The following is a 25,940-nucleotide window of genomic DNA, read 5'->3' as shown; positions in this document are numbered from 1 at the left end:
GAACCGGTTACGGGAGCCCGCCCCGGTTCCGGAACTGTTCACTTAGTTGTCCGGATCGCTTTCGTCGATGCTCGGCACCTCGATGCCGGCCGCCTCGAGCGCGTCGAGCCGGGCCTCGGCCGCCTCTTTCTCCCGCTCGGCCAAGGTCGCGTACTCCACCAGCACCGACGGGTCGGAAGAATCCTCGAGGCGGTCGAAGAACCGCTGGGTGGTGCGGACCGCCTCGGCATAGGCCAGGGCAGCCTCGCGAAGCGCGATGATCGTCTTGTCAGCCATGGGCCAGTCTTACCACCAAATCCGGTTCAGGCCCGCGCGGCGGCGCGCAGGCGTTGCGGGTCCCACACGGTTATGCGGCCGTAACGGGTGCTGACGAGATGGGCGTCACGCAGCTCGCGCAGGGCCTTGTGGACCGACCCCTCGGCCGCGCCGCACAGGGTGGCCAGCTCGGGCTGGGTGAGGCGCACGCCCAGTTCGAGGGCGCCGTGGCCCAGCGGATGGCCGTGCTGCTCGGTCAGCTCGGTCAGGATCCGGGCCACCCGGACGCGGATCGGATAGACCGTGAAGTCGGTCTGCCGGCGGTTGGACCAGCGCAGACGGGTGGCGACCATGGTGGCCACGGCCAGCGCGGCGTCCGGATGGCGGCCCAGGAACGCGGTGAACCGCTCGGCCGGGATCATCACCACGCGGCCCGGGCCGGCCATGGTGATGGTGGCGCAGCGGGGTGAGCCGTCCAGCGCCGCCATCTCGCCGACCAGGTCGCCGGCGGCCCGGATCGAGATCAGCGACTTGCCGGTCGAGACCTTGGCCACGCCGCGCCGGATGACGACGACGTCGGACTCGGCGCTGCCCTCGCGCATCAGGATGCCGCCGGTCGGCATCGTTTGTTCCGGGCCCAGCCGCAGCAGGGCCCGGACGGTGGGTTCGGTGAGCCCGGCCAGCAGCGATCCCCGCGGCCACGTCTCGAGCGTGCTCATCTTGAGAGAACACCGCACCAGCGGTGCCCGCGCCAGCGCTCAGCGTCACGATGTGACCAGCGACTCGCGGCGTTACGTGGTTGCCCCCGTCGTGGGCGGCTTGATACGGTCCTCTGCATAGTCATGCGGAGGTTGGTATGGGAATTCGGGTCGCAGTCGCGGGGGCAAGTGGGTATGCCGGGGGCGAGTTGCTGCGCCTGCTGGCCGGGCACCCCGAGTTCGAGCTCGTGGCGGCCACGGCACACACGCAGGCCGGGTCGCACGTCACCGCCGTGCACCCCCAGCTGGCCGGTCTCGACCTCACGCTCACCGCGACCGACGCGGCGGCGCTGAGCGAGGCCGACCTGGTGTTTCTGGCCCTGCCCCACGGTCAGTCGGCCGCGCTCGCGGCCCAGCTGCCCGAGTCGGTCAAGGTGGTCGATCTGGGGGCCGACTTCCGACTCCAGGATTCCGCGCTGTGGGAGCGTTACTACGGCGGCGCGCACGCCGGCACGTGGACCTACGGTCTGCCCGAGCTGCCCGGCCGACGCGAGCTGATCGCCGCCTCCGACCGGGTGGCGAACACGGGGTGTTATGCGGCGACCATCACACTCGCGCTGGCCCCGCTGATCGCCTCCGGGCTGGCCGACCCGGCCGACGTGGTCGTGGTGGCGTCCTCCGGCACGTCCGGCGCGGGCCGCTCGGCCAAGGTGAACCTGCTGGCCAGCGAGATCATGGGCGACCTCTCGCCCTACAAGGTCGGCGCCCACCAGCACGTCCCCGAGATCAAGCAGGCGACCGGCGCGACGTCGCTGTCGATGACGCCGGTGCTCGCTCCGATGCCGCGCGGCATCCTGGCCACCGTCACAGCGCGTTTCGCGGCCGAGGGCAACCCGCGTGACGTTCTGGCCGCGGCCTATGCCGACGAGCCTTTCGTTCACGTCCTGCCGGAAGGTGCGTGGCCGCACACGGCCGCCACCGCCGGTTCCAACTCGTGCCACCTCCAGGCCACCGTCGACGTCGACTCCGGCCGCATCGTGGTGGTCAGCGCGCTCGACAACCTTGGCAAGGGCGCCGCCGGCCAGGCGGTGCAGTGCGCCAACCTCATGTCCGGCCTGCCCGAAACGATGGGCCTGTCCGTCTTCGGAGTCGCACCGTGACCGTCACCCACCCCAAGGGCTTCCGGGCCTCCGGCGTCGCCGCCGGGCTCAAGCCGTCCGGCCGCCTCGACGTCGCCCTGGTCGTCAACGACGGCCCCGATTTCACCGCCGCCGGCGTCTTCACCGGCAACCGCGTCAAGGCCGCGCCCGTGCTCTGGAGCCAGCAGGTGCTCAAGGGCGGCATCGTGCGGGCCGTGGTCCTCAACTCGGGCGGCGCCAACGCCTGCACCGGCTCGCAGGGTTTCCGCGACACGCACGCCACGGCCGAGCACACGGCGACGGTGCTGCGCAGCGCGCCCAAGCCCCAGCTGATCGGGGCCGGCGACGTGGCCGTCTGCTCCACCGGCCTGATCGGCGAGCTGCTCCCGATGGACAAATTGCTCCCCGGTGTCGCGGCGGCCGCCAAGGGGCTGAACGCCAGCGGTGGCCCGGCCGCGGCCGAGGCGATCATGACCACCGACACCGTGGCCAAGAACGCCGTGGTCCAGGGCGACGGCTGGTCGGTCGGCGGCATCGCCAAGGGCGCCGGCATGCTGGCCCCGGCCCTGGCCACGATGCTCGTCGTCATCACCACCGACGCCAGCGCGGGCAACGAGGTGCTCGACGCCGCCCTGCGCGAGGCGACCCGGCTGACCTTCGACCGGATCGACGCCGACGGCTGCATGTCCACCAACGACACGGTCCTGCTGCTGGCCAGCGGCGCCTCCGACGTGCAGCCCACGGCCGAAGAGCTGACGGCCGCCGTCACCGAGGTCTGCCACAACCTGGCCCAGCAGCTGATCGCCGACGCCGAGGGCGCCACCAAGCACGTCGCCATCGAGGTCAAGGGCGCGGCCAGCGAGGCCGACGCGGTCGAGGTGGGCCGCACGGTCGCCCGCAACAACCTGGTCAAGACGGCCCTGTTCGGCAACGACCCCAACTGGGGCCGCATCCTGGCCGCGGTCGGCACGACGGCGGCCCGCTTCGAGCCCGACCGGGTCGACGTGGCGATCAACGACGTGTGGATCTGCAAGGGCGGCGCGGCCGCGGAAGACCGGTCCAAGGTCGACCTGAGCGGGCGCGACGTCAAGATCACGGTCAACCTGCGCGAGGGCGAGATGGAGGCGACGATCTGGACCACGGATCTGTCGCACGCCTACGTGCACGAGAACTCGGCCTACTCGTCATGACCGACAGATCGCTTGTGAGTGGCCCGGTGCAAAAGGCCGAGGTCCTGATCGAGGCGCTGCCGTGGCTCGAGCGCTTCCACGGCTCGACCATCGTGATCAAGTACGGCGGCAACGCCATGATCAATCCCGAGCTCCAGCAGGCGTTCGCGGCCGACATGGCCTTCCTGCGCTACGCCGGCATCCGCCCGGTCGTCGTGCACGGCGGCGGCCCACAGATCAGCCGCATGCTCGACCGCTTCGGCATCGAGAGCGAGTTCCGCGGCGGGCTGCGGGTCACCACGCCCGAGGCCATGGAGGTCGTCCGCATGGTGCTGACCGGGCAGGTCGGCCGCGAGCTGGTCGGGCTGATCAACCGGCACGGCCCGCTCGCCGTCGGGCTCTCGGGCGAGGACGCCCACCTGTTCACCGCCGTCCGCCGAGGTGCCCTGATCGACGGCGAGATCGTCGACATCGGCCTGGTCGGCGATGTCGACCGGGTCGACACGTCGGCCGTCGACGACCTGATCGCGGCCGGCCGCATCCCGGTCATCGCCAGCGTCGCCCCCGACGCCGACGGCGTGGTGCACAACGTGAACGCCGACACCGCCGCGGCCGCGCTGGCCGAGGCGCTGGGCGCGCAGAAACTGGTCGTGCTGACCGACGTCCCCGGCCTCTACACCGACTGGCCCGACACATCGTCGCTGGTCACCGAGATCGATGCCGACGGGCTGGCCCAGCTGCTGCCCCGGCTCGAGAGCGGCATGGCACCCAAGATGGAGGCCTGCCTGCGCGCGGTCCGCGGGGGAGTGCCCGCGGCCCACGTGATCGACGGCCGCGTCGCCCATTCCACGCTGCTCGAAGTCTTCACCCCGGAAGGAATCGGAACAATGGTGGTCCCCTCGTGAGCTCGCTCATCGAACGCTGGTCGCAGGCGGGCATGAACAACTACGGCGCCCCGCAGGCCGCCCTGGTGCGCGGCGAGGGCGCGGTGCTGACCGCCGACGACGGCAAGCAGTACGTCGACTTCCTGGGCGGCATCGCGGTCAACGCGCTCGGCCACGCCCACCCGGCCGTCGTCGCCGCCGTCACCCAGCAGATCCAGCAGTTGGGCCACGTCTCCAACTTCTACGTCGCCGAGCCGCCGGTCGCCCTGGCCGAGCTGCTGCTGGCGCTGGCCGGCCGGGCGGGCCGGGTCGTCTTCACCAACTCGGGGGCCGAGGCCAACGAGGCCGCCTTCAAGATCTCCCGCCTGACCGGTCGCACCCACGTCGTCGCCACTCATGGTGCTTTTCACGGACGCACCATGGGCGCGCTCGCGCTGACCGGCCAGCCCTCAAAAGCGGATCCGTTCCGGCCGTTGCCCGGGTTGGTCGAGCACGTCGATTTTGGTGATTTGTCGGCTTTGGAGGACGCCGTCACCGACGAGACCGCCATGGTGATCCTCGAGCCCATCCAGGGCGAGAACGGCGTCGTCGTCCCGCCCGCCGGCTACCTGGCCGGCGCCCGCGAGATCTGCACGGCCAAGGGCGCGCTGCTCGTGCTGGACGAGGTGCAGACCGGCATCGGCCGCACCGGCCACTGGTTCCACCACCAGAGCGAGGGCGTCGAGCCCGACCTCATCACCCTGGCCAAGGGCCTCGGCGGCGGCCTGCCCATCGGCGCCTGCATCGCCTTCGGCCCGGCCGCCGACCTGCTCACCCCCGGCTCGCACGGCACCACGTTCGGCGGCAACCCGGTCTCGTGCGCGGCCGGTCTCGCGGTCGTCCGCACGATCGCCGGCGAGGGCCTGCTCGACCACGTCAAGCGGGTCGGCGAGCAGTTGCGCCACGGCATCGAAGGCCTTGACCACCCGCTGATCAACCACGTGCGCGGCGCCGGCCTGCTGCTCGGGATCGTGCTCAACGAGCCCGAGGCCAACCGCATCGCCGCCGCCCTGAAGGAGGCCGGGTTCCTCGTGAACGCCCCGCAGCCCGACGTCATCCGGCTCGCGCCGCCGCTGATCATCAGCACCGAGCAGGCCGACGCCCTCATCGCGGCCCTGGGTGGTGTGCTGTGACCCGTCACTTCCTGCGCGACGACGACCTGACGCCCGACGAGCAGAACGCCGTGCTCGACCTCGCGGCCGAGATGAAGGCCGACCGCTTCAAATACAAGCCGCTCGCGGGCCCGCGCTCGGTCGCCGTGTTCTTCGACAAGGTCAGCCTGCGCACCCGGCTCTCGTTCGAGGCGGGCATCGCCGAGCTGGGCGGTCAGCCGATGATCGTGGACACCCACGCCACCCACTTCGGCCGGGGCGAGTCGCTCAGCGACGCGGGCCGGGTCGTCTCGCGCTACGTGGCCGCGATGGTCTTCCGCACCACCGGTGACGAGCGCCTGACCGAGCTTGCGTCCGACGTCAACGTCCCGGTGATCAACGCCCTGACCGACGGCTTCCACCCCTGCCAGCTGCTGGCCGACCTGCTCACGATCCGCGAGCGGCTCGGCTCGCCCCGGGGCCGCAAGCTGGCCTATGTGGGCGACGCGGCCAACAACATGGCCCATTCGTATCTGCTGGCCGGCGCGACCGCGGGCATGCACGTGCGGGTGGCCGGCCCGTCCGGCTTCGACCCGGCGCCGCAGGTGGTGGCGCACGCGGCCGAGATCGCGGCCTGGACCGGCGGCTCGGTCGAGGTGCTGCGCGACCCGTTCGAGGCCGCCGACGGCGTCGACGTGCTGGCCACCGACACGTGGACCTCGATGGGCCAGGAGGACGACGGCCGCGACCGGCTCACCCCGTTCTGGCCCTACCAGGTCAACGGCAAGCTGCTGGGCGCCGCCGCGGACGACGCGATCGTGCTGCACTGCCTGCCCGCCCACCGCGGCGAGGAGATCACCGACGAGGTCATGGACGGCCCGCACAGCGCCGTCTTCGACCAGGCCGAAAACCGGCTGCACGCCCAGAAGGCGCTGCTGGCCTGGCTGCTGGGGGTGAACTCGCAGTGACCGGGCCGGTGACCCGCGCGGGCCGGCATGCCCGGATCGTCGAGCTGATCCGGGACAAGGCGATCCGCTCGCAGACCGAACTGGCCGATCTGCTGGCCGGCGAGGGCGTGCAGGTCACCCAGGCCACCCTGTCGCGCGACCTGGAAGAGCTGGGCGCGGTCAAGGTCAGCGGCGCCTACCTGATCCCCGAGGACGGCAAGCGCCCGCTGCGCGAGACCACCGAGCAGGGCCCGGCCCGGCTGCTGCGGCTGCTGCGCGAACTGCTCACCGGCGTCGACTCGAGCGGCAACATCGCCGTGCTGCGTACCCCGCCCGGCGCCGCCCACTTCCTGGCCAGCGCACTCGACCGGGCCGGCCTGACCGACGTCGTCGGCACCATCGCCGGCGACGACACGATCCTCGTCGTCGCCCGCGACGCCACCGGGGGCAAGGCGCTGGCCGGCAAGCTGGCCGACTGGGCCGGCCACCACTCCGACAAGCCGAACGCGGAATACCGTCACTTCTGAGAGGAGCCTCCCGTGAGCGAGCGGGTCGTTCTTGCCTATTCCGGGGGGCTCGACACCTCCGTCGCCATCCCGTATCTCGCCGACCAGATCGGCGGCGAGGTCATCGCCGTCGCCCTCGACGTCGGCCAGGGCGGCGAGAACATGGAGGTCATCCGGCAGCGCGCGCTCGACTGCGGGGCGGCCGAGAGCATCGTGGTCGACGCCCGCGACGAGTTCGCGGCCGACTTCTGCCTGCCCGCCCTGCGCGCCAACGCCCTCTACATGGACCGCTACCCCTTGGTCTCGGCGCTCAGCCGCCCGCTGATCGTGCGGCACCTGGTCGCGGCGGCCAAGCAGTACGGCGGCACGGTCGTCTCGCACGGCTGCACCGGTAAGGGCAACGACCAGGTGCGCTTCGAGGTCGGCATCGGCGCGCTGGCCCCCGGCCTCAAGGTCGTCGCCCCGGCCCGCGACTTCGCCTGGACCCGGGACAAGGCGATCGCGCTGGCCGAGGAGAAGGGCCTGCCGATCGACGTGTCGCACAAGTCGCCGTACTCGATCGACCAGAACCTGTGGGGCCGCGCGGTCGAGACCGGCTTCCTCGAGGACATCTGGAACCCGCCGATCGAGGACATCTACTCGTACACGCAGGATCCGGCCGTCACCCGCGACCCCGACGAGGTCGTCATCACCTTCGACCGGGGCAACCCGGTCGCCCTCGACGGCGAGACGGTCACCCCGTTCCAGGCCGTCACCGAGCTCAACCGCCGGGCCGGGGCCCAGGGTGTCGGCCGCCTCGACATGGTGGAGGACCGGCTGGTCGGCATCAAGAGCCGCGAGGTCTACGAGGCGCCGGGCGCGATCGCCCTGATCACGGCCCACCAGGAGCTCGAGAACGTCACCGTCGAGCGCGACCTGGCCCGCTTCAAACGCTCGGTCGACCAGCGCTGGGGCGAGCTGATCTACGACGGCCTCTGGTTCTCGCCGCTCAAGCAGGCGCTGGACGCCTTCATCGAGGACAGTCAGCAGCACGTCTCGGGCGAGGTGCGCCTGACCCTGCACGCGGGCCGGGCCACCGTCACCGGCCGGCGGTCCGAGGCCAGCCTGTACGACTTCGGCCTGGCTACCTACGACACCGGCGACACGTTCGACCAGTCCCTGGCCAAGGGATTCGTGCAGCTCTGGGGCTTGCCGTCGCGCATGGCGTCGGCCCGGAACCAGCGACTGGCAGACTGACCCCCGATGACTGAGAAGACTTCCCTGTGGGGCGGCCGGTTCGCCGGCGGCCCGGCGGACGCCCTGGCCCGCCTGTCCGTGAGCGTGCAGTTCGACTGGCGCCTGGCCCCGTACGACATCGCCGGCTCCCGGGCCCACGCCCGGGTGCTGGCCGCGGCCGGGCTGCTCGACCCCGACGAGCTGGGCCAGATGCTGGCCGCGCTCGACGACCTCGAGGCGGCCTGCGCGTCCGGCGAGTTCCGGCCGACCATAGACGACGAGGACGTGCACACCGCCCTCGAGCGGGGCCTGCTCGAACGGCTCGGCGCCCTCGGCGGCAAGCTGCGGGCCGGCCGCTCGCGCAACGACCAGGTCGCCACCGACCTGCGGCTCTACCTGCGCGACCACGCCCGCGGGCTGGCCGTGGCGCTGGTCGAGCTGGCCGACGCCCTGACCGAGCAGGCGGCCCGCAACGTCGACACGCCCGCCCCCGGCATGACCCACCTGCAGCACGCGCAGCCGGTCACGTTCGGGCACTGGCTGCTGGCCCACGTGCAGCCGCTGCTGCGCGACCTCGACCGGATGAGCGACTGGGACGTCCGCACAGCCGTCTCGCCGCTGGGCAGCGGCGCGCTGGCCGGTTCGTCGCTCCCGCTCGACCCGGCCGCCGTCGCGAAGGAGCTGGGCTTCACCGCGCCCGCGCCCAACTCGATGGACGCCGTGGCCGACCGCGACTTCGTGGCCGAGTTCCTGTTCATCACCGCGCTGATCGGCGTGCACCTCTCCCGGCTGGGCGAAGAGGTCGTGCTGTGGACGTCGACCGAGTTCGGCTGGGTCGAGCTCGACGACGCGTTCGCCACCGGGTCGTCGATCATGCCGCAGAAGAAGAACGCGGACATCGCCGAGCTGGCCCGGGGCAAGAGCGGCCGGCTCATCGGCGGCCTGGTCACCGTGCTGACCATGCTCAAGGGCCTGCCGCTGACCTACGACCGCGACATGCAGGAAGACAAAGAGCCCGTCTTCGACGCGATCGAGACCCTCGAACTGCTGCTGCCCGCACTGGCCGGCATGGTCTCGACCATGACCGTGCGGGTCGACCGGCTGGCCGCGTCCACCCCGGTCGGCTTCTCGCTGGCCACCGAGGTCGCCGACTGGCTGGTCCGCAAGAGCGTCCCGTTCCGCGAGGCCCACGAGATCACCGGCAAGCTGGTGGCGCTCTGCTCGGTGCGCGAGTGCGAGCTCGAGGACCTGACCGACGACGACCTCAAGACGGTCAGCGAACACCTCGACCCGTCGGTGCGCCAGGTCCTCACGGTCGAGTCGGCCCTGGCCTCGCGCACCACACCCGGCTCGACCGGCCCCGGCCCGGTCGCCGACCAGCTGGCCCAGGTGCAGCACCGCCTCGACACCTGGCGCCAGTGGGCGGTCGAAAAGGTCGTGCCCCGCTAACCGAATCGCTAGGAGATGACGAGGTCGTGAGCGCGTCCCGGCGCCAGGAAGGCGAGCAGGGCCGCGCTCTCGGCCTCGACGTCGTTGCGCTCGCTCGCGGTCAGGCGGCGGAACGGGCGGATCGTGAGGCGGTCGCCGGTCAGTTTCCAGGTGGCGGCGACGAAACCGTCGACCAGCAGTGAGCTCGGCTGCACGTTCGAGTCGTAGCTGAAGCCCTGGGTGGTGTAGTCGACGTCGACCACGCGGGTGCGGTCGTCGTGCGACAGCAGCAGGTTGTCGAAGCCGTACAGAAAACGCACGGGGGCCGGGATCTCCGGGTCGGGGCGGGGCGCATCGGGCAGGTCGAACAGTTCGCGGCCTTGCTCGTCGCGGAACGTCACCAGCTGGGGGCGCAGCCGGTCGGCGACCTCGCCCAGTTTGGTCAGGCCCGACCACTGCCGGCAGTCGGCCACGGTCGCCGGCCCGAACGCGGCCAGGTAGCGCAGGAACAACCGCTCCGGCGTCGACTCCGGCGCGTCATCCGAGGGCGGGGCCATGCTCAACCATTCGTCGAGGGGCAGGTGCAGGGCGCGGCCCGAGCGGCGCCACTGGCCGCGGGGTGGGAGTTGGGCCAGGGGCAGCCAGGCGCGGGCCACGTAGCCGAGCGAAGCCGGGTCGCGGCCCGGGAAGTGCTTCTCGAGGGCCCGGCCGAGTTCGGCGAACTGCATCGGCCGTTCGGCGAGGATCTGCCGGGCCGCGGCCACCAGGTCGGCGCGGTCGACGCCGGTGACGCCGCGGCGGAAGGCGCCCATCGTGCTGCGCTCGATGACCGGGTCGACCAGGGGGCGCAGCCATCGCGCGTCGTTGGCGGTGACCAGGTGGATCGTGTTGCGCATCAGGCCGACTCGCACGATCGCCGCGTCGCCCAGCAATTGCGACGTCTCGGTCGGGTCGTACGAGGCGAGGCGGCTCCACAAGCCGACGTACCAGCTCTGCGCCTCTTGCGCCTGCAGCCCGGCTACTTGCCGCAGGGCCTCCGTCGTGCCCACCGGTGCCCGCTGGAGCAGCATCTGCCGCTCCAGCGTGGCCCGGTTGAGGTGCCGTCGAGTGAGCATGCCCCGACGCTACGGTCCATTGAGGCCAGTTTCCGGCCTCAACCCACGACCCGAGTCTTCTCCGTGTCGCCCGGCAGACCACCCGAGTCCGTCTCGAACGGTGGCACGGGCGTACTACCCATGATCGACCCATTTTTCCCGTAGGCGGTGACTCGCGCCTCGGCCGAGCCGGGGACCGCGGCCGTGCCCGCGCCCGTCCCGTCGAGCGCCACCGCGACCGGTGCCGCCCCGCCGATCTGCAGCTCGACCCGCTCCGCCCCGACCGGCGCGGTCACGATGACCCGGTCGGTGCGGTCGTCCTTGCCCTCGGCCCGCATCCGCCACGCGATGGGCCGCTCGGCCACCCCCGGCACCGGCAGCAGCAGCCGCAGATCCTGGCGGTACGAGGTCTCGACCCCGTGGATCGCGTAGGCCAGCACACCACCGCCCCTGGGCTGGATGGTGAACAGCGCCGCGGGTTGCCCGTTGACCGTGCCCGTCCAGCGCACGGTGACTGCCGTACCGTCCGGACCCAGCCGAGCGTCCGACAGGGCGTGATTCACCCAGCTGCGCAGGATCGCGCGGTCGAGGTCCCGGTCGCCCAGCGCCGCCGCGAGGGTCGCGTCGCTCAACTCGGGCAATCCGGTGGGGGAGTTGCCCGCCCACCCGAGATTGGCGTTTCCGTCGTAAATGGTGTCCGGGCCCGAAGTGACGGTGACCTTCATTTCGACCGGCGTGGGCGACGGCGGCACCGTCAGCTCGGCCAGCCCGGTGCCGGCCGGCTGCACCTGAGCCGGGCCGTGCTCGACCGTGCCCTCGGGCGTGTACCGGAAACCCTGGCTCACCGAGACCGTCGACCCGCGCGGGCCGACCACGACCAGGGTGCCCGGCCGATCCGCCGTAGTGCCGCCGTAGGTCACCACGGAGTCGCCGCCGTCGGTGCGACCGCTCTCGGTCAGTTTCGAGGCCGGGGCTCCCGCCTCGCCGGTGTACCAGATCAGCGAGTTGTCCTCGAGGAAGCCGAACCGCAGCGGCACGAGCGCGAGCACCAGCCGCTCGTTGCCCACGTCGGCCGCGTACACGAATTTGATCGCCTCGCGGTCGGCGACCCGCCAGGTCTCGTCCGGGTCCTCGACGTCCTTGATCTCTTGCCGCACGCCTTCGAGCAGCGCCTTGTCGCCGGCCAGTGATCCGCGTACCGGCCCCTCGGCCAGCGCGGCGTTGAACCCGGCGACCTGGATCCCCGGCGCCCAACCCGGCAGCGGCACGAGCCCGGCCTGCACTCCGCCCGCCGCGGCCAGCGCGACAACGACTCCGGCCGCCACTGCGCGCCGCCGGCGCTTGTGGTTGCGTTCGCGCCGTTCGAAGCCCGACCACGGGTCGTCGGTCACGTCGAGCATCCCGGCCTCGGCCTCGAGCACGTTCTTCAGCGTCGATTCGGTGTTCCCGGTCATGCGCGAGTCCTTTCCGGTACGGGGTCGAGGTGCGCACGGAGCCGGTCGAGTCCGCGTGAGGCCTGGCTCTTGACGGTGCCGACCGAGCAGCCGAGCAGGTCGGCCACCTCCGCCTCGCCGAGGTCGGCGAAGTAGCGCAGCACCAGCACCGCCCGCATCCGGGGCGGCAGGGTGCGCAACGCGGCGACCACCTGTTGCCGCTGCTCGATCGACCCGTACGCGTCGACCGCGGGCGAGTCGGTGACCAGCAGCGGCACCTCGCTGACCCGCCGGCGGCGGCGCCACGAGGTCGCGGTGTTCACCATCGCCTTGCGGACATATGCCACCGGAGCATCCATCCGCGAGACTCGCCCCCATTTGCGGTGAGTCTTCTCCAGGGCGGCCTGGACCAGGTCCTCGGCGTGACCGCGGTCGCCGGTCAGCAGATAGGCGACCCGCACGAGCGGCCCCCACTGCTGCTCGACGAAGGCGCGGAAGCCGTCGTCCGCCGGTGAGTGTGTTGACATGATGCGCTCAACGCCTCCCGGGCCGGAAAAGGTTGAGTCCTCTTAGGAGGAAGGCCGTGCGGCTCGGCGGAACCGGTGTACTTGGGTCGTTTGATCGGACAGCCCGGTATCCGTTATGTGACGAAGGCGTTACGGTGGGGAAGCGCTGGGGAGCGGGTGCCCGGTGGCACAGACAGGCGGTGACCTGCCTGGTTCGAAGTTTCCGAAGATTTTCGCGTCTGCGACCCATCCGGGATCGTGGATGCTCCGAATAGACACGCAGGAGTACACAGGTAAGAGCTTTCCTGGGTGCCTGCCGGATCACCGATCCGGGCACGGGTGCTGGCGTCCATCGGCGAGGTGATGTGGTGATCCGGGTTGCGGTGGCCAGAGACGAGGGATACTTCGGTGTCCCCGTGCGTGCCCTGCTCGAATCGAACCCCGATATGCATTTCATCGGCACGCTCCCGTTCGGCCTCGACCTGCCGCGGGTCGCGGCCGAGATGTGGCCCGGCGTGATCGTGATCGACACGCAGTACATGGTGAGCCAGGTGCTGCCGGTAGCCAATGCCGTGCGCTCGTCGAATCCGTCGTGCGCGCTGCTGCTGCTCTGCGATCCCAGCAAAAGGGGCATGCTGCCGCCCCGCCACCGGTCCGGCCCGCTCAACTTCCTGCCCCAGGACGCCTCGGCCGCGCTGCTGGCCGACTCGGTCCGGCGGCTGGCGGGCGGCGAACGGGTGGTCTCCGCGCGGTTGCAGACCGCTTCCCTGCTCACCGACAAGGGCCTGACCACGCGCGAACTCGAGGTGCTCGGGCTCGCGGCCGAGGGCGAGCCGGTGAAAGAGATCGCCAAGCGGCTCTTCCTCTCCGGCGGCACGGTCCGCAACTATCTCTCGGCGATCATCGCGAAGACCGGCGCGCGCAACCGGCTCGACGCGATCCGGATCGCCCGCAAGGACGGTTGGCTCCGATAGCCGTAGGCGAAGTATGGCCGGCGCGCGGGCCGGGGGTGGGTGGCCGGACGTAGTGTTGGTCCGGTGCCCACCGGTCAGATCGAGGTTCCCGCGTTGCCCGTCATGATCCCGCTCGGGGTCGTTCTGATGGTTGTCGCGGTGCTCGTGCTCCGGCGCCGCGGCGAGCTGACCTGGAACCGGATCGTCGCGTGGTGGCTGTCCGGTTGGTACGCGGTGGCCGTCCTGGGCGCGACGATGCTGCCGCTGCGGCTGGCCTGGGGCCCCGAGGCCGGCGGGCCCGAACTCTACCGGTTCCTGCCGGTGCCGATCGTCACCATGCGACCGGGCGACTTTGTGCTCAACGTCCTCATGCTGGTGCCGCTGGCTGCCGCGCTGCGAGCCGTCTTCGGTGTGCGCGACCGCCGCCGGGTGGTGTGGATCGGTTTCGTGATCAGCCTCGCCATCGAGACGACCCAATTGCTGATGCTGCTGTTCCTGCACGGCACCCGCTGGGCCGATTCGAACGACCTGATCGCGAACACGCTGGGTGCCTGGCTGGGCTGGGTGGTCCTGCAGCGCATCCTGCGCCATCAGCCCGAACCCGCCGTACGCTCCTAGCCCGCCAAAACGGCCGGCCTCATTCCGTACGCTCGTAGAGCGCCCCGACCTCGGCCGCCATCCGCTCGGCGTCGTACCGGGAACCGGCCGACCTCGCCGCGAGCCGCCCGCCCGACCGCTCGGCCAGGCAGAGCACTTCCGCCCGCAGCCCCCGCGGCAGCGACTCCGGATCGTGCGCGGTCAGCCGGCGCGCGCCGTCGACGACGACCCCCTCCAGCGGCGCGCACGCGGCATACAGAGCGGGCAGCCCCGCCGCGATAGCCTCGAGCACGGCCAACCCGAACGTCTCGCGCCCCGGTGACGCGAAGACGTCCATCGCGCACAACATCTCGCGCGCATGCTGCACCGTCCCCGCGAAGTGCACCCGGTCGGCGATGCCCTCGATGGCCGCGAGCCGTTCCAGCGCGTGCCGGGCCGAGCCGTCCCCGACCAGCAGCAGCACCGCGCCCGGCACCTCACCGACCGCCCGGATCAGCACGTCGAACCGTTGACGGGGTTCGAGCCGCCCGAGCCCGCCGATCACCGGTGTGTCCGGCGCGATGCGCAGCCGGGCCCGGGCCGCGGCCCGCAGGCCGGGGTCGAAGCGGAACTCCGCGGGGTCGAGGCTCTTGGGCACCACGGCCAGCCGCTCGTCGGGCACGCCCCGTCGGCGCAACCGGTCGGCGATCACCGCCGATACCGCGATCGTGACCTGCCCGAGGCGTTCGCCGGCTCGGTGGATGGCGCCCGCCCGCCGGACGTCGTCGAGGTGGTACTCCGTGGCCACGATCCGCGTGACACCGGCCAGCCAGGCCGCGATGCGTCCCTGCATGCTCGCCCGGAACAGGTGGGTGTGCACGACGTCGAAGCGCCCGCGGTGGGCCAGCCGCCGCAGGCGGCGGATCGCGGCCAGGTCGACGTCGTGGGTGCTGACGAGTTGGTGCACGACCGTGCCGTCGGCCCGCATCGCGGCGAGCACCGGCCCGGGCGGGGACAACGTGACCACCTCGCTCGGCTGCGGAAGATGGCGGATCAGCAGTCGCAGCTGGTGTTCGGCGCCGTCGCCGGCCCGGGCGCTGATCACATGCAGCACCCGCGCCATTCTTCCACTCCCGTGGTGTCATTGTCGGCATTACGATTGCGCGCTCTGGAATGGACGTTCGCAGATCTTATCGACCGTCGGACAGTTGCAAATGTCATGCGTAACAAGAGGGGTATTCACGTTCGTGCGTGAATGATCGCGCAGCTCAAAGTGCATGTCATGGCAAACATGAGAACTTCTCACAAGGCGCATGACAATAGGCACTGTATTCACTCCAACGCTCCTGGCACGCTCAATGCCGCAGGCGAATCAAACATATCTCGCCACTTTCCTGATGCCCATTCCCAACCCTGAGGAACTGCCGGGTGTCGCCGCGCAAGGAGGAAAGCATGCAGCTGAGGAGTGCGGCGCCGCCCGGGAGCGCCGACGACGCGGGGGCTCGATGGCCGGGCGTACGGCTGACCCACTCGATCCTGTTCGGCCGTTCGGCCCGGGCCGGTGTCGACGCGCTCGCGCTCGCCCTCGCCCTGCTGATCGCCGCGGTGCTGCGTCACGACGGTGACGTGGCCGAGGTCTCGCTGAGTGGCGTGCTGGTCCTCTCGGCGGTCGGCGCCGTCGTCCACACGCTGGTCGGGCTCCGCCTCGGGCTCTACACCGGGCGATGGGCGTACGGCTGCTTCGAGGAGATCGCGGCGCTGGCCAAGACCGCGGCGATCACCACACCGGTGCTGTTCGTTCTCGACACGCTGCTGGGCCGGCTGGTGCCGCGGTCGGCCATCATCGCGGCCGGGCTCATCGCGCTCGTGCTCGCGGCGGGCGTGCGTTATTCCGTACGGCTGACCCGCGACCAACGGCTGCGGCCGTCGCCGGCCCAGGGCGGGCGCGTGGTCGTGATGGGCGCCGGGGAAGGCGCGACCCAGGTCGTCCGCGCGATGCTGCGCGACCCGGCCAGCCCGTACGTCCCGGTTGCCCTGCTCGACGACGACCCCGGCAAACGCACCCTGCAGATCATGGGCGTGCCGGTGGCCGGCACCCGGCGGGCGCTGGTCGACGTGGTGCGCCGCTTCGAGGCCGACGTCGTGCTCATCGCCATTCCCAGCGCCGGCGCCGACCTGGTGCGCGAGCTGACCGACCTGGCCGAGCTGGCCGACGTCGAGGTCAAGGTCGTGCCGCCGGTGGTCGAGCTGTTCGGCCGCACGGTCAGCGTGGGCGACATCCGCCCGGTCAGCCACGCCGACCTGCTGGGCCGGCGCGAGATCGGCATCGACCTGGCCGCGATCGCCGGCTACCTGACCGGTCGCCGGGTCCTGGTCACCGGGGCGGGCGGGTCGATCGGCTCGGAGCTGTGCCGCCAGCTGAGCCGCTTCGACCCGGCCGCCCTGGTCATGCTGGACCGCGACGAGTCCGGTCTGCACGCCGTCCAGCTCTCGATGGACGGCCGGGGCCTGCTCGACGACCGCAACCTGGTCGTGGCCGACATCCGCGACCAGCAGCGCCTCGACGAGGTCTTCGCCGAGCACCGCCCGCAGGTCGTGTTTCACGCGGCCGCCCTCAAACACCTGCCGCTGCTCGAGATGCACCCGTCCGAGGCCCTGAAAACCAACATCATCGGCACCTACCAGATCCTGCAGACCGCGCTCCGGCACGGCGTCGAGCGGCTGGTCAACATCTCGACCGACAAGGCGGCCGACCCCGGCAGCGTGCTCGGCTACTCCAAGCGCATCACCGAACGGCTCACCGCCGCGGCCGACGAGGCCGGCGAGGGCACATTCTGTTCCGTCCGCTTCGGCAACGTGCTGGGCAGCCGCGGCTCGGTGCTGACCGCGTTCGCCGCGCAGGTCGAGTCGGGCGGCCCGATCACCGTGACCGACCCCGAGGTGTCCCGCTACTTCATGACCGTCCAGGAGGCCGTACGCCTGGTCGTGCAGGCCGGCGCGCTCGACAGTCACGGCGAGGTGCTGGTGCTCGACATGGGCGAGCCGGTGCGCATCGCCGACGTGGCCCGCCGCCTGGCCGCCGCCGCCGAACGGCCCGTCCCGATCGTCTTCACCGGTCTGCGACCCGGCGAGAAGATGCACGAGAGCCTGTTCGGCGCGCACGAACCCGACCGCCGCCCGAACCATCCGCTCATCTCGCAGGTGCCCGTGCCACCGCTCGACGGGGCCGCGCTCTCCCTGCTCATCCCGACGGCGCAACGGCAAGAGCTGATCGCTGTCATGCGCTGGCTCGCCGAGAGCCCGGCGCTGTCCGTCGCCCGTCAGTTCTTGAAAGCCAGCTGAGGAGCCGCAATGCGGGTTGTCATCGTCGGTCAGGGTTACGTCGGATTGCCGCTGGCCGTTCGCGCGGCGCAGGTCGGGCACAGTGTTGTCGGCTTCGACGTCGACGACGAACGGATCAAGCGGCTCACCGCGGGCGAGTCCTACGTGGACGACATCACGTCGCCCGAACTGCGCGAGGTGCTCGAAGCGGGCACCTTCCAGCCCTCGGCCGACCCACGGTCGTGCGCCGGTTTCGACATCGCGGTCATCGCCGTGCCGACGCCGCTGCGCGAGGGCACGCCCGACCTGAAGTACATCGAGGAGTCGGCCCGCACGCTCGCCCGTTACCTGCGCCCCGGCGCGACGGTGGCGCTCGAGTCGACCACCTATCCGGGCACCACCAAGGATCTGGTGGCGCCGCTGCTCGAAGAGGGTTCGGGCCTGATCGCGGGGGCCGACTTCCACCTCGGTTACAGCCCCGAACGCATCGACCCCGGCAACCGCGAATGGTCGCTGGCCACCACGCCCAAGGTGGTGTCGGGCATCAACCCGGCGTCGCTCGAGCGCATCGACGCCTTCTACTCGTCGGTGGTCGACAAGACCGTGCCGGTCTCCGATCCCGCCGTGGCCGAACTGGCCAAGCTGCTCGAGAACACGTTCCGCCACGTGAACATCGCGCTCGTCAACGAACTGGCGGTGTTCGCGCACGACCTCGGCATCGACGTGTGGGAAGCGATCGACGCCGCGTCGTCCAAGCCGTTCGGCTACCTGCGCTTCGTGCCCGGACCCGGGGTCGGCGGCCACTGCCTGCCCATCGACCCGTCCTACCTGTCATGGCGGGTGCAGCGCACGCTCGGGCAGAGCTTCCGCTTCGTCGAGCTGGCCAACGACATCAACAACCACATGCCCGACTACGTCGTACGCCGTCTGGTGGCGGCCCTCAACGAGCGGCGCAAACCGGTCAACGGCTCGACGATCCTGCTGCTCGGCCTCGCGTACAAGAAGAACAGCGGCGACGCCCGCGAGTCCCCGGCCCGCCGGGTCGCGTCCCTGCTGCTCGACATGGGCGCCGACGTCCGCGCGGCTGACCCCCACGTCGTCGAGGACGCGCAAGTCGACCGCCGGGTCGTGCGCGTCTCGCTCACCGCGGAGGAACTCGCCGCGGCCGACGCGGTGGTGCTGCTGGCCGACCACGACCTCTTCGATCTCGACCTGGTCGTCGGCGCCGCCGAATACGTGCTCGACACGCGCCACCGCTTGACCGGGCCCACCGTGGAGTCGCTGTGAAGCCGGTCGCGGCTCGTCCCGCGCGTCCTGGATACCTGTCGTCGCTTGACCGGAATCTCCGTGGAGTCGCTGTGAAGCTTGTCTGGGGCTTTCTGAATCAGCTGGTCGCCGCCGTCGCGCTGATCCTGCTGTCACCGGTGATCCTGGGCGTCGCGCTCTGGATCCGCTTCGCCGACGGGCCCGGCGTGTTGTTCGCGCAGGACCGGGCCGGGTTGCGGGGCCGACCGTTCCGGATGCTCAAGTTCCGCTCGATGGTGCACGATTCTGTCGCATTGAGCGCTTCGCTGGGCATCGACGACCCGTTCGGCCTTGTGGAGAACGACCCGCGCATCACCCGCTGCGGCCGCTTCCTCCGCCGCACCTCGCTCGACGAGCTGCCCCAGCTGCTCAACGTGCTGACCGGCCAGATGCTGCTGGTCGGCCCCCGCCCCGACGTGCTGCCCCAGGTGGCGAACTACTCACCCCTGGACGCCCGCCGCCTCGAGGTGAAGCCCGGCATCACCGGCTGGGCCCAGGTCAACGGCCGCGACGACATCGACTGGCCGCAACGCTTCATCCTCGACCGCTGGTACGTCGACAACTGGTCACCGCTGCTCGACCTGCGCATCATCGCCCGCACATTCACCGACTTACGCCGCGGCGAACCCCCAGTCCACGTCGACACCCTCAACATCGACCGCGCCCGCCCCGACCCCCTGACCGTCCCCACCCCACGCACCCCCGAACGAGCCCAGGACAGTCAGCGTGCAGCCTGACCCAGCCCCTCCCACCCAGAACGAAACGAACCAGATCGGGTCGGAGTTTCATTGGGACCCGGCCGTTCTGCTCAATGGCGAGCAGGGCGGCCGCTCGTTCGAGTTCGCGAGTGGGCACCAGTTGTTCGCGACCGGCTGCGGGGCCATGAGCGTGCTGTTGCGGCGGCTGGGGCGTCCCGGTCGGCTGCACGTTCCGTCGTTCTTCTGCATGGGTGTGGCCGAGGCGCTCGGCCAGGACATGCCGCTGTCCTGGTATCGCCACCTGCCCGACGACCGCGGCCCACGCTGGCCAACGCTGCGAGCCGAACCCGGCGACGTCGTGCTGGCGCAGAACCTGTTCGGCCGCGAGGACGGCGCCGCCTGGCGTGACTGGATCGACGCGCACCCGGACGTGACCGTGCTCGAGGACCACTCGCACGATCCCTTCGGCCCGTGGGCTCGGAACAGCACAGCCTCGTACGCCGTGGCCTCGCTCCGGAAGACCCTGCCTGTCCCCGACGGCGCTGTGCTGTGGTCGCCGCGCGGCTTCGAGGTGCCGGCCCCGTCCGGTCCCGTGAACGAGGGCAGCCACCTGAAGCTGACCGCGATGCTGCTCAAGGCCGCCTGGCTCGACGGTCACCCGATCCCGAAAGACCGGTTCCGCGCTCTTCAGCAACGGGGCGAACAGGCTCTCCTCGGTAGTGACGCCGCACCCAGCGCCTTCACCACAGCCGTGCTGCCGCTGCTCGACATCGACGGGATCCGCGCGGCGTGCACCCGCAACGTCCGGGCCGTGGAGACTCTCCTCCGGAATCCGCCGGCAACCGGCGGCGCGGAAACGGCGCCATTCCGGGTGCAGGTCGTTTGCTCTTCCGAGCAGTCACGGGATGCGCTGCTGGCTCACCTGGCGGCGCGCGGGATCTTCGCCCCCGTGCATTGGCGGCAGGACCGCGACGGCTTCTGGAGCGGGGACGGCGAGGCCGCCGACCTCGCCGACCGCATCCTGACCCTGCCGGTCGACCACCGCTGCGGCCCGGCCGAGGTGCACCGGATCGCCGAGGCCGTGTCGACCGCCGCTGGAGCCCATGTGTGAAGATCGGGAGCGGCTACGGAGGGAGCTCTCGATGTCCGACCTGGACGGCAGACCCACGACCGAGAACTCATCGGTCACGTGGCGCTGTTCGGCGTCAAGCCGCGCACCCGCATCGCCACCCTGGCCATCATCCTCGGCGCCCCGCACACGAGCCGCGGCTACGGCACCGACGCGGTCAAGGCAGCCGTCCGCTACGCGTTCGACGAGATGGCCGTGAACAAGGGCGAGCTGCAGGTCTGGTCGTTCAACCCCCGGGCCCAGCGGGCGTACGAGAAGGCCGGCTTCATCCAGGAAGGCCGCCGTCGCGCCGCCACCTTCCACCGCGGCGCCTTCCACGACGAGATCCTGATGGGCATCCTCCGCGACGACTACGAGTGCCTCACCGCCGAAGGCTGAGCTCCAGCGCGAGGCCGGTGGCGCAGAGCAGTTCCTCGCCGTTCAGGGGCCCGACGAGTTGCAGGCTGACCGGCACCGGCCCGTCCGACGGCACCGGCATCGCCAGGGCGGGCACCCCGGCCAGGTTGAACGGTGCGGTCAGCAGGGTGAGCGGGAATCGCGTGAAGTCGCTCAATGGCGGGGGATCGGCCACCAGGGTCGGCAGCGCCAGCACGTCCACCTCGCGCAGCAGGGCGCTCACTTCGGCCTGCCAGGCTGCGCGGTAGGCCAGCGCGTCGCGCAACCGGCGGGGCGTGACGTCCCGTCCGGCGTGCAGCGCGCCGTTGACGAACTCGCCTACGCCGTCCGCGTCCAGCAGTGCGTGGTGGGCCTGCCACAGCTCGCCCAAAATGATCGCGTCGAGCGCCTCGTAGGTGTCGTCCCACCCCGGCAGCCATACCTCACGAACTTCCAGCCCTTTCAACGCCTGGTCGATCGCCTTCTCCACGGCGTCCTCGACGCCCTCGATCCGCAGCCGTCCGACCACCCGGGCCGGGGCCGGCAGCTCGGCCCAGTCCGGGGCGAGCAACCGCATCCCCTCGACCACCCCGGACACGTCCCGAGCGATCGGGCCGACGACGTCCAGGCTCGGCGCCAGGGGCCAGACCCCGCCGAGCGGCACCCGGCCCCAGGTCGTCTTCAGGCCCACGACTCCGCAGCAGGCGGCCGGGATCCGCACCGAACCGCCGGTGTCGGTGCCCAGCCCCAGATCCACCTCGCCGGTGGCCACAGCGACCGCCGACCCGCTCGACGAACCACCAGGGATCAGCGAGGGAGCAAGCGGATTGACCGGCGTGCCGAAGACCGCGTTGTCACCCACCGGGCTGACGCACATCTCAGTCAGCGTGGTCTTGCCGACGATGACTGCCCCGGCCGCCCGCACCCCGGACAGGCACGCGGCGTCGGCCGTCGCCGTTTCGGAACGAGCGCGAACGGGAGCACTTCCGGCTGTAGTGACGACCCCGGCCACGTCGATGGCGTCTTTCACCGCGACCAGCAGTCCCCCAGGTGCGGAAGAGGACAAGCGGGTGATCCAAACGGACATCCGGCGACCATACGTGGTCATTCGCCGCGCGGCGGAACGGCGAGGCTGAGAGGACGTCATTCCATCGGCTTGGGTACCCGCATCTCCGGAAGGGGCTGGTCGGTCTGGGCGACCTGGGTCAGCTTGGCCGTGAGGGGCACCAGCAGCCGGGACATGAGCACTTTGTCGGCCACGCCCCGCACGGCCAGGCCGAAACGGGTCTGCGGGTAGGCGAAGCGTTCGATCCCGGGCGGCAGTTTCTGCACGTCGTCCACGAGCGGCCGCATCCATTTCTCGTAGGCGTCGAGGCCCCCGTCGCCGGCCAGCTGGGCGGCGAGGACGTAGCCGCTGGTGAGGGCCAGCGACGCGCCGCCACCACCCATAGGGGTGACGCACCACGCGGCATCGCCGGCCAGCACGACCCGGCCGCGGTGCCAGGAGTCCATCCGGATCTGGGTCAACCGGTCGAGGTAGACGTCGTCGGAGGTGTCGAACCCGTCCAGGATGCGCGGCGCCTCCCAGCCGGCGTCGCGGTAGCGCTCCCGCACCACGGCCAGTGCGGCGGCGCGGTCGAGCTGGGTCAGATCCTCGCCCCGGGCGTAGGAGAGGATCGCGCGGATCGTGCCCCGGTTGTCGGGTCGCAGGTGGATCTGCCGGCCGCCGACGGCGTTGTGCCAGCGCCACCGGTCGTCGTCCGCCGGCGTCCGGGCGATGGTGCCGAACACCATGGTGATGCCCAGGTCGCGGCGGTTCACCCGGTCACCGAAGACGAGGTCGCGTGTCGTCGACCGCACGCCTTCGGCGATGACCAGCAGGTCGGCGTCGAGCCTGCGCCCGGAGGTCAGGGTGACTACAACGGCGTCGGGTCCGTCCGCCACGTCGTCGATCTGGTCGCCGTAGACGAACTCGACCCCGGCCGGCAGATCGTCGAGGATCGTGCGAGCCAGGTCGCCGCGCAACACCTCCAACTCGGCCGTGGCGGCGTCCGGCCCGTCCGAGGGCAGCTCGACCCGTACGTTGCCCGACCCGTCGACCAGGACCGTGCCGGTCTCGGTGGTGTTCTGGGCCTTGACCGCGTCGAACAACCCCATTCGGGCGAGCACCTCGCGGGCGACGCCGCGGACGTCGACGTTCTGGCCGCCGTCGCGGAAGGACGGTGCGCGTTCCACGACGGTCACCTCCCAACCCGTCCGCCGGAGCCAGTAGGCGGCCGACAGCCCGGCGATGCTGGCCCCCGATATCACGGCACGCGCTGAGTCCATGTGATGCTCCGTTTCTCCGGATCGCCGAGATAGCTTTACAGTGAAGTTACTTCACCCTGAAGGATGATGCACGATGGCAGTGGATCCGCTCACTGACGACTGGTCGCCCGAGCAGACCGCCGCGATGCAGCGGCTCCGCGACTGGGCGGTCAGCTTCGTCGAGCTGAACCAGCACCTGGCGACGTGGATGGGCCTGCCGACGTCCGACGCCAACGCGCTCGGCCACATCGTCTGGGCCGCCGAGGACGGTCATCCGCTGTCGCCGGCCGACCTCTCCCGGCAGATCGGCATGACCTCCGGCGCCACGACTGTGCTGCTCAACCGGCTCGAGACGGCCGGCCACATCCGCCGTACGCGCGACCACGCCGATCGGCGCCGCGTCAGCCTGCACCCGGAGCCGGCGGCCCGGGAGCAGGCCCGGCAGTTCATCGCCGCGGCTGGGGCTGAGATAGCGGAGGTTATGCACACCAGCAGTGCCGAGGAGCTGCGCCACGTCATCGCCTTCGTGTCGCGGCTCACCGCGGCCAGTACGGCGGCCAACAAGCGCCTGCAGCACGGAGCGCCCGCCGGCTCGGGGCGGAGCCGGCGGGCGGTGGGAACCGCCAGGGATCAGCGGTAGGGCGGGAAACGGCCGGTCAGGGATTCGGGGGTGGGGGTGCCGGCCAGCTTCTCGTACGCCCGCGGGTCGGTGATGACCCGCCAGGTGTGGAACGGCTGGCGGCCGGCGGCGAACTGGGACTTGTAGCGGAACAGCGAGTCGGCCGAGCCCCCGACGCCGCCGCCGAGGTGGTAGACCGTGTTGCCGCGGGCGCGGCCCCACGTGCGTACCTCGTGGTAGAGCAGTTTGTCGGCGTAGTGGATGGGTGCTTCGGCGGTGGACTGCAGGTGGGTGTGCATCATGCCGCCGTACTCGAAGAAGAGGTTTCCCCCGAGCACCCGGCCGTCGAGCATGGCCACCGCCAGGTGGGCGTGGTCGCGCAGGACGGTGCGCAACTGGTCGAAGAAGGAGGGACTGAAGAAGTAGAACTCGGACGCGTTCACCCGCTGCATGGTGGCGTGGTAGGTCTCGATCCAGGCCCCGAACAGCGACCAGTCGTCGAAGACGATCTTGACGCCGGCCCGCTTGGCCTTGTTGATCTGGTTGCGGTGGCTGCGGTGGGTCTGCGACCAGAGCTCGTCCAGGCTGAGCGTCAGGTCGATCGACACCGTGTCACCGTGGTTGACCACCGTGCCCGCCGTTTCCAGCGCCGCCGGGAACAGCGGCAGCAGCGGGTGCAGTCGGGTGAAGACCGTCACCACGCCCTGGGTGCAGAGCAGCTCGGTCATCGCGCCCGCGGCGCGCGACCAGAAGGCAGCGTCGTTGCTGCCGACGGGGCCGGGATATCCGTACGGTGAGGTCGCGTCCTGCAGGTCGGTGTCGGGCACCGGCCTGAGCAGGAGGGGAACCAGAAGGACGCGTCCCGCCTCGGAGTATCGGAAAGCCACCGGTGTGCCGCCGGTCAGGCCGGCGTCGAGCCGCACGTACTCGGGAACGTGGTAGATGTCGTGCCGGACCCGGTCGAGTGCCTCCGTCCATGCCGGGTCCTGGGGTGACAGCAGTGCGGCATCGGCCATAGTCAACCTCCCGTGGGTAGGGGCGCCGCCCGGGCGGCCGGCGCGGTCGGGGCGACGCCGGGGCGGCGGCGGGCCCTGGTCCATCGGCGTGCGCTCAGCGCCCAGCGGAGCAGGGCGCGCGGCACCGCATGCTGGGTACCACGGTGCAGCAGGTAACGCCACAGTGGATACTCACCGCGGCGGTCGGAAAGCGCGTACGAGAACCGGGTCGACGGCAGCCCGGCGTAGTCGGGCATTCGCTCGAACCATTCGCTGCTGGCCAGCGCCGCCCGTTGCAGCGGGGCCAGCGCGGCCCGGCGGCGGTGCTCGTACTTCTCGAGCGCGGGGGCCAGCGCGCCCCCGGCGGCGAGCGCGTCGGCCAGGGCCATCGCGTCCTGCATGGCCAGTTTGGTGCCCGAGCCGATGGCGAAGTGGGTGGTGTGGGCGGCGTCGCCCATCAGCACCACGTTGCCGTTGTCCCAGCGCTCGTTGGTGACCCGGCGGAAGTTCATCCAGCCGGTGCCGCCGGACTCGGCCCGGTGGTCGACCAGCCGCTGCCCGTCCAGGTGGGCGGCGAAGATCGACTCGAGGCGGGCGCAGCCGGCGGCGGCGTCGAGCCGGTCGAGCCCGAGGCCGGACCAGGTCGCCGGGGTGCACTCGACGATGAACGTGCTGGTCGCATCGTCGAACGGGTAGGCGTGGAACCAGATCCAGCCGGCCGGGGTGCGCTCGAAGCCGAACGTGAAGGTACGAAAGACGTGCGGCGTGCCCAGCCAGATGTATTTATTTCCACCCATGACCACAGAGGTGCCGAAATGTTTGGAATCCAAAGCCCGCAAGGTACTCCCGGCGCCATCGGCCGCCACGATCAAGTCCGACGAAGGAATGTCCGAAATGTCACAAGACCACCGCACGTCCACGCCCAGCGAGACAGCCCGCGCCTCCAAGATCGACAGCAGCTTGTGCCGTCCCAAGCTGAAACCGTAACCCGCCAGGTGGGTCACGGATTTGCCGGTAGCCCGCACCTCGTACTCGTCCCACTGACAGGCCGCATCTGAGATCTGCCGCGCACTCACCGGATCGTACGAGAAGAGATCGTCGAGCAGGTCGTCCCAGAACACCACCCCCCACCCGTACGTGACCCCGCGCGGATTGCGTTCGAGCACGGTGACCTCGTGCGCGGGGCCGGCCAGCTTCGCCAGCACCGCGAAGTACAGCCCGGCGGGCCCGCCGCCGACACAAGTGATCCGCATGGCGT

General features: G+C 70.9%; 25 protein-coding genes and 1 pseudogene. 16 read left to right on the top strand and 10 right to left on the bottom strand.

Annotated elements, in window-relative coordinates:
- Window positions 1-42: 42 nt before the first annotated feature.
- Together M1L60_RS39135 and M1L60_RS39130 are read right to left on the bottom strand one after the other, a co-directional pair.
- Complete coding sequence (locus M1L60_RS39135) at window positions 43-276, bottom strand: hypothetical protein (protein ID WP_253242636.1); 234 nt, start codon at window positions 274-276, stop codon at window positions 43-45.
- Between the two features lie 26 nt (window positions 277-302).
- Window positions 303-974: a Crp/Fnr family transcriptional regulator gene (locus tag M1L60_RS39130; RefSeq protein ID WP_253242635.1), complete on the bottom strand. Its 672-nt coding sequence runs from the start codon at window positions 972-974 to the stop codon at window positions 303-305.
- 137 nt (window positions 975-1,111) lie between these two features.
- Here M1L60_RS39130 and argC point away from each other — a divergent pair, with 137 nt between their 5' ends.
- Genes argC through argH form a run of 8 tightly spaced genes read left to right on the top strand, consistent with a single transcriptional unit; the run spans window position 1,112 to window position 9,392 of the window.
- Window positions 1,112-2,113, top strand: a complete 1,002-nt coding sequence (gene argC / locus M1L60_RS39125) for an N-acetyl-gamma-glutamyl-phosphate reductase (protein WP_253242634.1) — start codon at window positions 1,112-1,114, stop codon at window positions 2,111-2,113.
- Window positions 2,110-3,282, top strand: a complete 1,173-nt coding sequence (argJ, locus tag M1L60_RS39120) for a bifunctional glutamate N-acetyltransferase/amino-acid acetyltransferase ArgJ (protein ID WP_253242633.1) — start codon at window positions 2,110-2,112, stop codon at window positions 3,280-3,282. Before argC ends, argJ begins: the two co-directional genes overlap by 4 nt.
- Window positions 3,279-4,166 (top strand): acetylglutamate kinase, encoded by an 888-nt coding sequence (gene argB, locus M1L60_RS39115; protein ID WP_438862202.1) that lies wholly within the window; start codon window positions 3,279-3,281, stop codon window positions 4,164-4,166. Before argJ ends, argB begins: the two co-directional genes overlap by 4 nt.
- The gene (locus tag M1L60_RS39110) at window positions 4,163-5,317 is read left to right on the top strand and encodes an acetylornithine transaminase (protein ID WP_253242631.1); all 1,155 of its coding nucleotides are present in this window, start codon (window positions 4,163-4,165) and stop codon (window positions 5,315-5,317) included. Before argB ends, M1L60_RS39110 begins: the two co-directional genes overlap by 4 nt.
- Window positions 5,314-6,243: an ornithine carbamoyltransferase gene (argF, locus tag M1L60_RS39105; protein ID WP_253242630.1), complete on the top strand. Its 930-nt coding sequence runs from the start codon at window positions 5,314-5,316 to the stop codon at window positions 6,241-6,243. Before M1L60_RS39110 ends, argF begins: the two co-directional genes overlap by 4 nt.
- Entirely contained in the window at window positions 6,240-6,749 is a 510-nt protein-coding gene (locus tag M1L60_RS39100) for an arginine repressor (RefSeq protein ID WP_253242629.1), read from the top strand. The genes argF and M1L60_RS39100 overlap by 4 nt, the downstream gene beginning before the upstream one ends.
- Window positions 6,750-6,761: 12 nt before the next feature.
- Window positions 6,762-7,964, top strand: a complete 1,203-nt coding sequence (locus M1L60_RS39095; RefSeq protein WP_253242628.1) for an argininosuccinate synthase — start codon at window positions 6,762-6,764, stop codon at window positions 7,962-7,964.
- A gap of 6 nt (window positions 7,965-7,970) precedes the next feature.
- A complete protein-coding gene (argH, locus tag M1L60_RS39090; RefSeq protein WP_253242627.1) occupies window positions 7,971-9,392 on the top strand; it encodes an argininosuccinate lyase in 1,422 nt (473 codons plus the stop codon).
- A gap of 8 nt (window positions 9,393-9,400) precedes the next feature.
- Here argH and M1L60_RS39085 read toward each other — a convergent pair whose 3' ends face one another.
- Genes M1L60_RS39085 through M1L60_RS39075 form a run of 3 tightly spaced genes read right to left on the bottom strand, consistent with a single transcriptional unit; the run spans window position 9,401 to window position 12,425 of the window.
- Complete coding sequence (locus tag M1L60_RS39085; protein WP_253242626.1) at window positions 9,401-10,486, bottom strand: winged helix DNA-binding domain-containing protein; 1,086 nt, start codon at window positions 10,484-10,486, stop codon at window positions 9,401-9,403.
- A 38-nt stretch (window positions 10,487-10,524) separates the two neighbouring features.
- Window positions 10,525-11,919, bottom strand: a complete 1,395-nt coding sequence (locus M1L60_RS39080) for a hypothetical protein (RefSeq protein WP_253242625.1) — start codon at window positions 11,917-11,919, stop codon at window positions 10,525-10,527.
- Window positions 11,916-12,425: a SigE family RNA polymerase sigma factor gene (locus M1L60_RS39075; protein WP_253242624.1), complete on the bottom strand. Its 510-nt coding sequence runs from the start codon at window positions 12,423-12,425 to the stop codon at window positions 11,916-11,918. The genes M1L60_RS39080 and M1L60_RS39075 overlap by 4 nt, the downstream gene beginning before the upstream one ends.
- Before the next feature lie 395 nt (window positions 12,426-12,820).
- Here M1L60_RS39075 and M1L60_RS39070 point away from each other — a divergent pair, with 395 nt between their 5' ends.
- Both M1L60_RS39070 and M1L60_RS39065 read left to right on the top strand, forming a co-directional pair.
- Window positions 12,821-13,378 (top strand): helix-turn-helix transcriptional regulator, encoded by a 558-nt coding sequence (locus M1L60_RS39070; protein ID WP_253242623.1) that lies wholly within the window; start codon window positions 12,821-12,823, stop codon window positions 13,376-13,378.
- Between the two features lie 63 nt (window positions 13,379-13,441).
- On the top strand, window positions 13,442-13,975 hold the full coding sequence (locus M1L60_RS39065) for a VanZ family protein (RefSeq protein ID WP_253242622.1): 534 nt from the start codon (window positions 13,442-13,444) through the stop codon (window positions 13,973-13,975).
- 19 nt (window positions 13,976-13,994) lie between these two features.
- Here the strand turns inward: M1L60_RS39065 and M1L60_RS39060 are convergent, their stop codons facing one another.
- Window positions 13,995-15,056 carry a glycosyltransferase gene (locus tag M1L60_RS39060; protein ID WP_253242621.1) on the bottom strand — a complete coding sequence of 354 codons (1,062 nt, stop codon included), beginning with the start codon at window positions 15,054-15,056 and terminating at the stop codon, window positions 13,995-13,997.
- Between the two features lie 329 nt (window positions 15,057-15,385).
- Between M1L60_RS39060 and M1L60_RS39055 the strand changes: the two genes are divergently transcribed.
- From M1L60_RS39055 to M1L60_RS39035, 5 genes and pseudogenes are all read left to right on the top strand, one after another.
- On the top strand, window positions 15,386-17,275 hold the full coding sequence (locus M1L60_RS39055; RefSeq protein ID WP_253242620.1) for a nucleoside-diphosphate sugar epimerase/dehydratase: 1,890 nt from the start codon (window positions 15,386-15,388) through the stop codon (window positions 17,273-17,275).
- 9 nt (window positions 17,276-17,284) lie between these two features.
- Window positions 17,285-18,541, top strand: a complete 1,257-nt coding sequence (locus M1L60_RS39050) for a nucleotide sugar dehydrogenase (protein WP_253242619.1) — start codon at window positions 17,285-17,287, stop codon at window positions 18,539-18,541.
- 71 nt (window positions 18,542-18,612) lie between these two features.
- Window positions 18,613-19,296 carry a sugar transferase gene (locus tag M1L60_RS39045; protein ID WP_253242618.1) on the top strand — a complete coding sequence of 228 codons (684 nt, stop codon included), beginning with the start codon at window positions 18,613-18,615 and terminating at the stop codon, window positions 19,294-19,296.
- Entirely contained in the window at window positions 19,286-20,368 is a 1,083-nt protein-coding gene (locus tag M1L60_RS39040; protein WP_253242617.1) for an aspartate aminotransferase family protein, read from the top strand. Before M1L60_RS39045 ends, M1L60_RS39040 begins: the two co-directional genes overlap by 11 nt.
- A 66-nt stretch (window positions 20,369-20,434) precedes the next feature.
- A pseudogene (locus M1L60_RS39035) lies at window positions 20,435-20,764 on the top strand (GNAT family N-acetyltransferase); the annotation flags it as partial.
- Here the strand turns inward: M1L60_RS39035 and M1L60_RS39030 are convergent.
- Both M1L60_RS39030 and M1L60_RS39025 read right to left on the bottom strand, forming a co-directional pair.
- Window positions 20,748-21,848: an amidase gene (locus tag M1L60_RS39030; RefSeq protein WP_253242615.1), complete on the bottom strand. Its 1,101-nt coding sequence runs from the start codon at window positions 21,846-21,848 to the stop codon at window positions 20,748-20,750. The pseudogene M1L60_RS39035 and the gene M1L60_RS39030 sit on opposite strands and share 17 nt — an antisense overlap.
- Window positions 21,849-21,904: 56 nt before the next feature.
- Window positions 21,905-23,089 carry an FAD-dependent monooxygenase gene (locus M1L60_RS39025; protein WP_253242614.1) on the bottom strand — a complete coding sequence of 395 codons (1,185 nt, stop codon included), beginning with the start codon at window positions 23,087-23,089 and terminating at the stop codon, window positions 21,905-21,907.
- Between the two features lie 73 nt (window positions 23,090-23,162).
- Between M1L60_RS39025 and M1L60_RS39020 the strand changes: the two genes are divergently transcribed.
- Window positions 23,163-23,708: a MarR family winged helix-turn-helix transcriptional regulator gene (locus tag M1L60_RS39020; protein ID WP_253242613.1), complete on the top strand. Its 546-nt coding sequence runs from the start codon at window positions 23,163-23,165 to the stop codon at window positions 23,706-23,708.
- On the opposite strand, the gene M1L60_RS39015 is transcribed toward M1L60_RS39020, so the two are convergent.
- Window positions 23,699-24,703, bottom strand: a complete 1,005-nt coding sequence (locus M1L60_RS39015; RefSeq protein WP_253242612.1) for a GNAT family N-acetyltransferase — start codon at window positions 24,701-24,703, stop codon at window positions 23,699-23,701. The genes M1L60_RS39020 and M1L60_RS39015 overlap by 10 nt on opposite strands.
- Before the next feature lie 2 nt (window positions 24,704-24,705).
- On the bottom strand, window positions 24,706-25,935 hold the full coding sequence (locus M1L60_RS39010) for an FAD-dependent monooxygenase (protein ID WP_253242611.1): 1,230 nt from the start codon (window positions 25,933-25,935) through the stop codon (window positions 24,706-24,708).
- Between the last annotated feature and the right edge of the window lie 5 nt (window positions 25,936-25,940).

The sequence above is a fragment of the Paractinoplanes aksuensis genome, from assembly GCF_024137025.1.
Classification (GTDB): Bacteria; Actinomycetota; Actinomycetes; order Mycobacteriales; family Micromonosporaceae; genus Actinoplanes; species Actinoplanes aksuensis.
Note: the sequence above shows the minus strand (reverse complement) of the source record. Positions and strands in the feature narration are given on the sequence as shown.

What these genes read in the sequence shown, in the direction of transcription:
- M1L60_RS39025 (WP_253242614.1), bottom strand. Translation starts at nt 23,089, where the DNA reads ATGGACTCAGCGCGTGCCGTGATATCGGGGGCCAGCATCGCCGGGCTG.
- M1L60_RS39080 (WP_253242625.1), bottom strand. Translation starts at nt 11,919, where the DNA reads ATGACCGGGAACACCGAATCGACGCTGAAGAACGTGCTCGAGGCCGAG.
- M1L60_RS39130 (WP_253242635.1), bottom strand. Translation starts at nt 974, where the DNA reads ATGAGCACGCTCGAGACGTGGCCGCGGGGATCGCTGCTGGCCGGGCTC.
- M1L60_RS39055 (WP_253242620.1), top strand. Translation starts at nt 15,386, where the DNA reads ATGCAGCTGAGGAGTGCGGCGCCGCCCGGGAGCGCCGACGACGCGGGG.
- M1L60_RS39050 (WP_253242619.1), top strand. Translation starts at nt 17,285, where the DNA reads ATGCGGGTTGTCATCGTCGGTCAGGGTTACGTCGGATTGCCGCTGGCC.
- M1L60_RS39020 (WP_253242613.1), top strand. Translation starts at nt 23,163, where the DNA reads ATGGCAGTGGATCCGCTCACTGACGACTGGTCGCCCGAGCAGACCGCC.
- M1L60_RS39075 (WP_253242624.1), bottom strand. Translation starts at nt 12,425, where the DNA reads ATGTCAACACACTCACCGGCGGACGACGGCTTCCGCGCCTTCGTCGAG.
- M1L60_RS39085 (WP_253242626.1), bottom strand. Translation starts at nt 10,486, where the DNA reads ATGCTCACTCGACGGCACCTCAACCGGGCCACGCTGGAGCGGCAGATG.
- argH (WP_253242627.1), top strand. Translation starts at nt 7,971, where the DNA reads ATGACTGAGAAGACTTCCCTGTGGGGCGGCCGGTTCGCCGGCGGCCCG.
- M1L60_RS39060 (WP_253242621.1), bottom strand. Translation starts at nt 15,056, where the DNA reads ATGGCGCGGGTGCTGCATGTGATCAGCGCCCGGGCCGGCGACGGCGCC.
- M1L60_RS39030 (WP_253242615.1), bottom strand. Translation starts at nt 21,848, where the DNA reads ATGTCCGTTTGGATCACCCGCTTGTCCTCTTCCGCACCTGGGGGACTG.
- argC (WP_253242634.1), top strand. Translation starts at nt 1,112, where the DNA reads ATGGGAATTCGGGTCGCAGTCGCGGGGGCAAGTGGGTATGCCGGGGGC.
- argB (WP_438862202.1), top strand. Translation starts at nt 3,279, where the DNA reads ATGACCGACAGATCGCTTGTGAGTGGCCCGGTGCAAAAGGCCGAGGTC.
- M1L60_RS39015 (WP_253242612.1), bottom strand. Translation starts at nt 24,703, where the DNA reads ATGGCCGATGCCGCACTGCTGTCACCCCAGGACCCGGCATGGACGGAG.
- M1L60_RS39010 (WP_253242611.1), bottom strand. Translation starts at nt 25,935, where the DNA reads ATGCGGATCACTTGTGTCGGCGGCGGGCCCGCCGGGCTGTACTTCGCG.
- M1L60_RS39135 (WP_253242636.1), bottom strand. Translation starts at nt 276, where the DNA reads ATGGCTGACAAGACGATCATCGCGCTTCGCGAGGCTGCCCTGGCCTAT.